General features: G+C 61.9%; 8 protein-coding genes. 7 read left to right on the top strand and 1 reads right to left on the bottom strand.

Annotated elements, in window-relative coordinates; genetic code table 11:
• The first annotated feature begins 128 nt into the window (after positions 1-128).
• Entirely contained in the window at positions 129-395 is a 267-nt protein-coding gene (locus BN1118_RS02380; RefSeq protein WP_043137219.1) for a late competence development ComFB family protein, read from the top strand.
• Positions 396-398: 3 nt separating this feature from the next.
• On the opposite strand, the gene BN1118_RS02375 is transcribed toward BN1118_RS02380, so the two are convergent.
• Positions 399-605: a hypothetical protein gene (locus BN1118_RS02375; protein WP_021141290.1), complete on the bottom strand. Its 207-nt coding sequence runs from the start codon at positions 603-605 to the stop codon at positions 399-401.
• A gap of 302 nt (positions 606-907) precedes the next feature.
• Here BN1118_RS02375 and nhaC point away from each other — a divergent pair, with 302 nt between their 5' ends.
• The 6 genes from nhaC (at position 908) to BN1118_RS02345 (ending at position 7553) form a co-directional block, all read left to right on the top strand.
• Positions 908-2317: a Na+/H+ antiporter NhaC gene (nhaC, locus tag BN1118_RS02370; protein ID WP_043137222.1), complete on the top strand. Its 1410-nt coding sequence runs from the start codon at positions 908-910 to the stop codon at positions 2315-2317.
• 105 nt (positions 2318-2422) lie between these two features.
• Entirely contained in the window at positions 2423-3346 is a 924-nt protein-coding gene (locus tag BN1118_RS02365; RefSeq protein ID WP_043137224.1) for a LysR family transcriptional regulator, read from the top strand.
• Positions 3347-3546: 200 nt separating this feature from the next.
• Entirely contained in the window at positions 3547-4692 is a 1146-nt protein-coding gene (locus BN1118_RS02360) for an ABC transporter substrate-binding protein (protein WP_043137226.1), read from the top strand.
• A 74-nt stretch (positions 4693-4766) separates the two neighbouring features.
• A complete protein-coding gene (locus BN1118_RS02355) occupies positions 4767-5780 on the top strand; it encodes an ABC transporter ATP-binding protein (protein WP_043554401.1) in 1014 nt (337 codons plus the stop codon).
• Positions 5777-6745 carry an ABC transporter permease gene (locus BN1118_RS02350; protein WP_043554400.1) on the top strand — a complete coding sequence of 323 codons (969 nt, stop codon included), beginning with the start codon at positions 5777-5779 and terminating at the stop codon, positions 6743-6745. The genes BN1118_RS02355 and BN1118_RS02350 overlap by 4 nt, the downstream gene beginning before the upstream one ends.
• Positions 6735-7553 (top strand): ABC transporter permease, encoded by an 819-nt coding sequence (locus BN1118_RS02345; protein WP_043554399.1) that lies wholly within the window; start codon positions 6735-6737, stop codon positions 7551-7553. The genes BN1118_RS02350 and BN1118_RS02345 overlap by 11 nt, the downstream gene beginning before the upstream one ends.
• Positions 7554-7562: the final 9 nt, after the last annotated feature.

Genomic DNA, 7562 nt, shown 5'->3' with positions numbered 1-7562 from the left:
AGTCCCTCTCTTCGCACCATTCATTACATAAAAGGCCCATCACGCAAGTGATGGGCTTTTTGTTTTTACTCCTTGTTATGACTATGCTTTTGACGACTTACCGCCCATCGTCATGCCAAGGAACGCATATGATACTGGATACCGACATTCACAACTTCTACGAGCATCTGGTGCTCAAGGAGATTGAGAGACAGGGTCTGAACCTGACGCTGAACGCCAACCAGATGGCCGATCTCTGCTGCCTGACCCTCAACCAGCTGCCCTCCCACTACATACGTCACGACGTCGACATGATCTACTTCCTGACCGATGCCAAGCGTACCGAGATGGAGAAAAACGTCATTGAGTCGCTCAAGCTGGCACAGGAGAAGGTCCAGAGCGCCCCCATCCCCTGATCCTCACCATGGCTGCTGCCAGATCAGAGCCGCTATGCCGGTCATGCCGGCCACCGGCAGCAGGATAAGGGCAGGCCTCAGCCTGGGTTCCAGCATGACCCAGGCGGCCAGCACAAAGCCAAGACTCCAGATGCCGTACTCCTTCTCCTGACCCCAGCCCAGCACGGCCAGCAGCCCGACCAACAGCATGACTCTCACAATCCAGATCATGGTGATGCCTCCTCCTTTATTATTTGATAACGATTATCATTTGTATTTTAGGAGTATGCAATCGGACTTTTCTATCAGAGTCGAATGTCCCATAGGGGCAAATAGAGCACTCAAAAACGGGTTATGAGATCAACTAATTTGTAAGTTTTTCAATCAAAACTGCATTTTTGCTAAATCTGTTGGGATTTGCCCCCCCAGGTTTGTGGTAGATTGCGGCCTCTTTTTGGGTTGGCCCCTCGGGATACGTGTATCCACAGGACGAGAGGGACTGACCTTGGCGAGCAAGAGTTTAGGAAGTATCTATGCAAAACCAACAAAACCACATCCGACTACCGGGCATGTCGCAGGTATTTGCCTGCCTGGCCATTTTCCTGGCCCTGGCCTTCTCGTTTACCAGCGTGCTCGACCTGCCAATCCAGTTGGCGCTGTTCATCGCCTGGTTCGTCATCATGGGGCTCGGCATCAAGCTAGGCCATGATTACAAGTCCCTGGAGCAGGCCGCCGTCGACGGCGTCTCCAAGGGGATGGGGGCCATCCTGATCCTGGTCTCCGTCGGTGCCCTGGTCGGCACCTGGATCGCCGGCGGCATAGTGCCCAGCATCATCTACTTCGGTCTCAAGGTGATACACCCCTCCATCTTCCTGCTGGCGACCCTGATCATCTGCTCCCTCACCTCCCTGGCCACCGGTACCTCCTGGGGCTCGGCCGCCACCGCCGGCATCGCCATGATGGGCATTGGCCACAGCCTGGGCGTCCCCGCCCCCCTGGTGGCCGGCGCAGTGCTTTCCGGTGTCTATTTCGGTGACAAGCTCTCCCCGCTCTCCGACTCAGTGGTGCTGGCATCGACCATGTCCAACGTCGATGTGGTGGAACACATCAAGGGGATGCTGCCCATCAGCCTAGTCTCCTATGTCATCACGGCCGTGCTGTTCACCCTGGTCGGCATGCAGTATTCCGGCAATGTCAGCCTGGAGCAGGTCAATCTGGTGATGGAAGCGCTCGACAAGCAGTTCAACATCACGCCGCTGGCCATAGTCCCCGTGGTGCTGGTGCTGGGCCTCTTGGCCAACCGCAAACCCGCCTTCCCGGTGATCAGCTTCGGCGCCCTGCTGGGCCTGATCTGGGCCATCGCATTTCAGGACATGGATCCGGTCAAGGCGATGCACTCCGCCTACAGCCCCTTCCCCATCATCTCCGGCATCGACTTCATCGACAACATCCTGGGTCGCGGCGGCATGGAGTCCATGCTGGGCTCGGTGGCCGTGATCATCTTCGGTCTGGGCTTTGGCGGCCTGCTGGAGAAGGTCGGTATTCTGGAAGTGATTGCCGGCGCCTTCGAGAAGCGCATCAACAGCGTCGGCAGCCTGACCAGCCACACCATAGGCACCGCCTTCCTGGCCAACGTGTTCGGCTCGGCTATGTATGTGTCGCTGATCCTGACCCCCAAGATCATGGCCAAGAACTACGACCGGCTGGGGCTGGCACGCAAGAACCTCTCCCGCAACGCCGAGTTCGGCGGCACCCTCACCTGCGGCATGGTGCCCTGGAGCGACAACGGCATCTTCATGGCCGGAGTGCTCGGGGTCGCCACCCTCGACTACCTGCCCTACATGTGGCTCAGCTTCACCTGCATCATAGTGACCATCACCCTCGCCTACCTGGGCAAGGCGGTGAACCGGGTTCCGCTGGTGGCCGCTGCCAGCTCCCGCTAATCATTGCGAGATCAATGACAAAGGCGCCATCACGGCGCCTTTTGTTTGAGCGGGATTCGAGGTTAAGCTGGCAGCCACCCCAGTCGCGAGTGGCAGGATGCCCAGATGAACTTTACCTTTCGCCAGATCCGCTATTTCGTCGCCGTGGCCGACAGCTTCTCGGTCAGCCGCGCCGCCGCCGAGCTGCACATCTCCCAGTCGGCAGTCACCAGCGCCATTCGCGAGCTGGAAACCGAGCTGGGCGCCGCCCTGTTCGAGCGCAATCCGCGCGGGGTCAGCCTCACCACCCAGGGCCACCAGTTTCTGCTGCACGCCCGCCGCATCCTCGGTGCCATGACGGAGGCAGGCCAGTCCCTCAAGGCGGTGGCCCAGCAGGATCAGGGCCAGCTCACCATAGGGGTCACTACCCTGGTGGCCGGTTACTACCTGTCGGAGGCGCTCGGCCGCTTTCGCCGCGCCTTTCCGGCGGTGCGGATCGAGGTGAAGGAGGATGAACAACCCTATCTCGAGCACCAGATAGTCAACGGCGAGGTGGACGTGGGGATACTGATGACCAACCGCACCATCCGCCAGGAGGCGTTCGATACCGAGCTGCTGACCCGCTCGCCGCTGCGGGTCTGGCTCGCCGCCAACCACCCCCTCTGCGCCGAATCTACCCTCTCCCTCAAGGCACTCGGCGAAGAGCCCATGATCTCGCTGACCGCCGATCAGCTGGACCAGATCATCGGCGGCGGCCTGCGCCGCTACGGCATAGCGCCGCGCATCGTGCTGCGCACCGCCTCGGTGGAGGCGGTACGCAGCCTGGTAGCCAGCCAGCTCGGGGTTGCCCTGTTGCCGGACTTTGCCTATCGCCCCTGGTCACTGGAGCAGGAGCGGGTCGAGGCCCGCACCATCAAGGAGCCCATTCCCGCCATCGACATAGGGCTGGTGTGGCGGCGCGGCTCGCGGCTGGATTGGACTGCCCGCGAATTCATCGACATTGTGCGGGATCAGAGTCGCTTGCGGGCCCGCCAGCAGGTCTCTCGCTAACCGTTCCCGGAGACCTGACGACCGTATTTGCCACAGAAATTCAGATTCATCTGCACTCGATATCGATTTAGCAGATACCTCTGGCGTTAAAAATTGAAATTCTCATTACCACCGTCTTCTCCTACGCTCATGACTGGTTAACAGGATGTTAATTGCCATTGCGGTATCGCCATGGTTTCCGATCATGCAAGGAGAGCAAGATGAAACTGACCCCCCTGACCCTGGCCCTGATCCCCGCCCTGCTGGCAGGCCAGACCCAGGCTGCCCCCACCGAACTCGGCAAGGGTGAAGGCCAACTCAATATCGTGGCCTGGGCCGGCTACATAGAGCGTGGCGAGACCGACAAGAACTACGACTGGGTAACCGGCTTCGAGAAGGAGACAGGCTGCAAGGTCAGCGTCAAGACGGCGGCGACCTCGGACGAAATGGTGGCGCTGATGAACGAGGGGGGCTTCGATCTGGTGACCGCCTCCGGCGACGCCAGCCTGCGCCTCATCGCAGGGGGCAAGGTACAGGCGCTCAACCTGGCGCTTATTCCGAGCTACAGCAAGATAGATCCCCGCCTGCAGAGTGCACCCTGGCACACTGTGGAAGGAAAACACTACGGCGTGCCCTACCAGTGGGGCGGCAACATACTGATGTACAACACCAAGGTGTTCCCCAAGGCCCCCGACTCCTGGAGCCTGGTGTTCGAGGAGCAGACACTGCCGGACGGCAAGTCCAACAAGGGACGGGTACAGGCCTTCGACGGCCCCATTCACATCGCCGATGCCGCCCTCTATCTGATGACCCACCAGCCGGCGCTCGGCATCAAAGACCCTTACGAGCTGAACGAGGATCAGTACAAGGCCTCCCTCGAGCTGCTGCGCAAACAGCGCCAGCTGGTGGGCCGCTACTGGCACGATGCCTTCGTCCAGATCGATGACTTCAAGAACGAGGGGGTGGTGGCCTCCGACTCCTGGCCCTTCCAGGCCAACACCCTGATCGCCGACAAGCAGCCCATCGCCACCACTGTGCCCAAGGAAGGAGTCACCGGCTGGGCCGACACCAGCATGGTACACAGCGAGGCCAAGAACCTGACCTGCGCCTACCAGTGGCTGGAGCACTCCCTCAACAACAAGCTGCAGGGGGATCTCGCCTCCTGGTTCGGCTCAGTGCCCGTGGTGCCCGCTGCCTGTGAGGGCAACGCCCTGCTGGGGAAAGAGGGCTGCAAGACCAACGGCATAGACAACTTCGACCGGGTGCACTTCTGGCGTACCCCCGTCTCCCAGTGCAAGAGCCAGGGGACTTGCGTGCCCTACTATCGCTGGGTCTCCGACTATATCGCCATCCTGGGTGGTCGCTGAGCTTGAGCTGACTACGCGCAACCCAGCGGGCCGGACAGGAGTCCGGCCCATCCCTGCACAGACAAGGACGCTCCATGAACGCCGTACAATTTGACCGCATCAGCCGCCACTATGGCGAGGTGAAGGCGGTCGACGACATCTCCTTCCAGATCCCTTCCGGCGAGTTTTTTACCCTGCTTGGCCCGAGCGGTTCCGGCAAGACCACCTGCCTGCGGATGATCGCCGGCTTCGAATACCCGAGCGAGGGGGAGATCCGCCTGTTCGGTGAGCCCTGCTCCCGGGTGCCGCCCTACGATCGCAACCTCAACACCGTATTCCAGGACTATGCCCTCTTCCCCAACATGGATGTGCGCGACAACATCGGCTACGGCCTGATGCTCAAGGGCGTGGCCAAGGCGGAGCGTTACCGCAAGGTGGACGAGATGCTGGAGCTGGTACGCCTGCCCGGCGTCGGCAGTCGCAAACCGGGCCAGCTCTCCGGCGGCCAGCGCCAACGTATCGCCATCGCCCGGGCGCTGATCAACCAGCCGCGCATCCTGCTGCTGGACGAGCCGCTGGGGGCGCTCGATCTCAAGCTGCGCGAGCAGATGCAGCTCGAGCTGAAAGCATTGCAGCGCCAGCTCGGCATCACCTTCATCTTCGTCACCCACGATCAGCAGGAGGCGCTCTCCATGAGCGACCGCATCTGCATCTTCAATCAGGGCAAGATAGAGCAGATAGCCGCACCGGATACCATCTACGACGCGCCGGCGACACCGTTTGTGGCCCGTTTCGTTGGCACCGTCAATCTGTTCGAGGGGGAGCAGGCCAGACGGCTGTGCGGTGACGAGCGCCAGATGATGGTGCGCCCGGAGCGGATCCGGCTCAGTGAGGCCGGCAGCCCCGGCTGGTCGGGCGAGATCCGCGAGGTGGAATACCTGGGTCACTTCGTACGCTACCGGGTCGATCTGGGTGAGCGGCTCGAGCTTATCGTCAACCACCCCAACGAGGGGCAGGCCCGTCTGGCCCATGGCAGCCGGGTCAGCCTCAGCTGGCCGGAACAGGCCATTCATCGCCTGAATGGCTCCGAGTCAGGGGCTCAGCCATGAGCCTCCCCCACAGTGCGAGCCTTGCCATGAGCCACGCCCCCGTTAGCCCTCAATCCAGTCCGCTGCGGCGCCTCTCCACCCTGCTCTACGGTCGACCCGGCCTGCTGCTGGGGATACTGCTTGGCCCCCCGCTGATCTGGCTCGGCGTCATCTACGTCGGCTCCCTGCTGATGCTGCTCTCCAACGCCTTCTTCGGACTGGATGAGTTCAGCGGCCAGGTACGCCACGAGCTGGGACTGCAAAATTTCGTCGCCCTGCTGCGGGCGGAGAACCTCGACGTCATAGGCCGCACCGTCGGCATGTCGCTGCTGGTGACCCTGGCCTGCGCTCTGCTCGGCTTCCCCATCGCCTACTACATGGCGCGTTACACCAGCGGCAAGACCCGGGCCCTGTTCTACGTCGGCATCATGCTGCCGCTCTGGTCCAGCTATCTGGTACGGGTCTATGCCTGGAAGCTGATCCTGGCCAAGGAGGGGGTCATCAGCTGGCTGGCAGACAGTCTGGGACTGGACTGGCTGCTGGATGGCATCCTCTCCCTGCCGGTGATAGGCGGCCCCTCGCTGTCGTTCTCGCGGCTCGGCACCTTCATCGTCTTCGTCTACGTCTGGCTGCCCTTCATGATACTGCCCATCCAGGCGGCGGTGGAGCGGATCCCGCGCTCCCTGCTGGAGGCGAGCAGCGACCTCGGCGCCACCCCGGCCCAGACCTTTCGCACCCTGATACTGCCGCTGGCATTGCCGGGCGTGGTGGCGGGCTCCATCTTCACCTTCTCCCTGACCCTGGGGGACTACATCATCCCCGGCATCATTGGCAACTCGACCATGTATATAGGCCAGGTGGTCTACATGCAGCAGGGCACGGCGGGCAACCTGCCCTTCGCCGCCGCCTTCTCGCTGGTGCCGATCCTCATCATCGCCATCTACCTCACCATAGCGAAACGCTTAGGAGCCTTTGATGCGCTCTAATCCACCCGTGAATCAGGCCTCCGGTCTGCTCAAGTATGCCGCCATCGGCGGGCTGCTGTTCCTGCACATCCCGATCCTGTTCATCTTCCTCTACGCCTTCACCAGCGAGAGCAAGAGCTACCAGTTTCCGCCCCCCGGCCTGACCCTGAAGTGGTTCGAGGTGACCCTGAACAGACCCGATGTGTGGCGCGCCATCCAGCTGTCGCTGGAGGTGGCCGGGCTGGCTACCCTGGCGGCCATGGTGCTCGGCACCCTGGCGGCAGGCGCCATTGCCCGCAGCCGCTTCTTCGGCCAGGAGGTGGTGTCGCTGCTGCTGGTGCTGCCCATCGCCCTGCCCGGCATAGTCACCGGCATAGCGCTGCGATCCGCCTACGGCCTGCTGGAGATCCCGTTCAGCTTCTGGACCATAGTCATAGGCCACGCCACGTTTTGTGTGGTAGTGGTCTACAACAATGCGCTGGCGCGTTTTCGCCGCACCAACCCGTCGCTGATCGAGGCGTCCATGGATCTCGGCGCCGACGGCTTCCAGACCCTGCGCTACGTGATCCTGCCCAATCTCGCCACGGCGCTGCTGGCGGGGGGCATGCTGGCGTTTGCGCTGAGCTTTGACGAGGTAATCGTCACCACCTTCACCGCGGGCCAGCAGACCACGCTGCCCATCTGGATGTATCAGGAGCTGATCCGCCCCCGCGATCGCCCCGTCACCAACGTGGTGGCCCTCATCATAGTGGCCTTCACCACTATCCCCATTCTGCTTGCCTACTACCTCACCCGCGACGGCCAGGATGTCGCCGGCAGTGGCAAGTAACAACTCAAC

It is taken from the genome of Aeromonas bestiarum, assembly GCF_000819745.1.
GTDB classification, from domain to species: domain Bacteria; phylum Pseudomonadota; class Gammaproteobacteria; order Enterobacterales; family Aeromonadaceae; genus Aeromonas; species Aeromonas bestiarum.
This window is presented reverse-complemented; position numbering and strand designations above follow the sequence as displayed.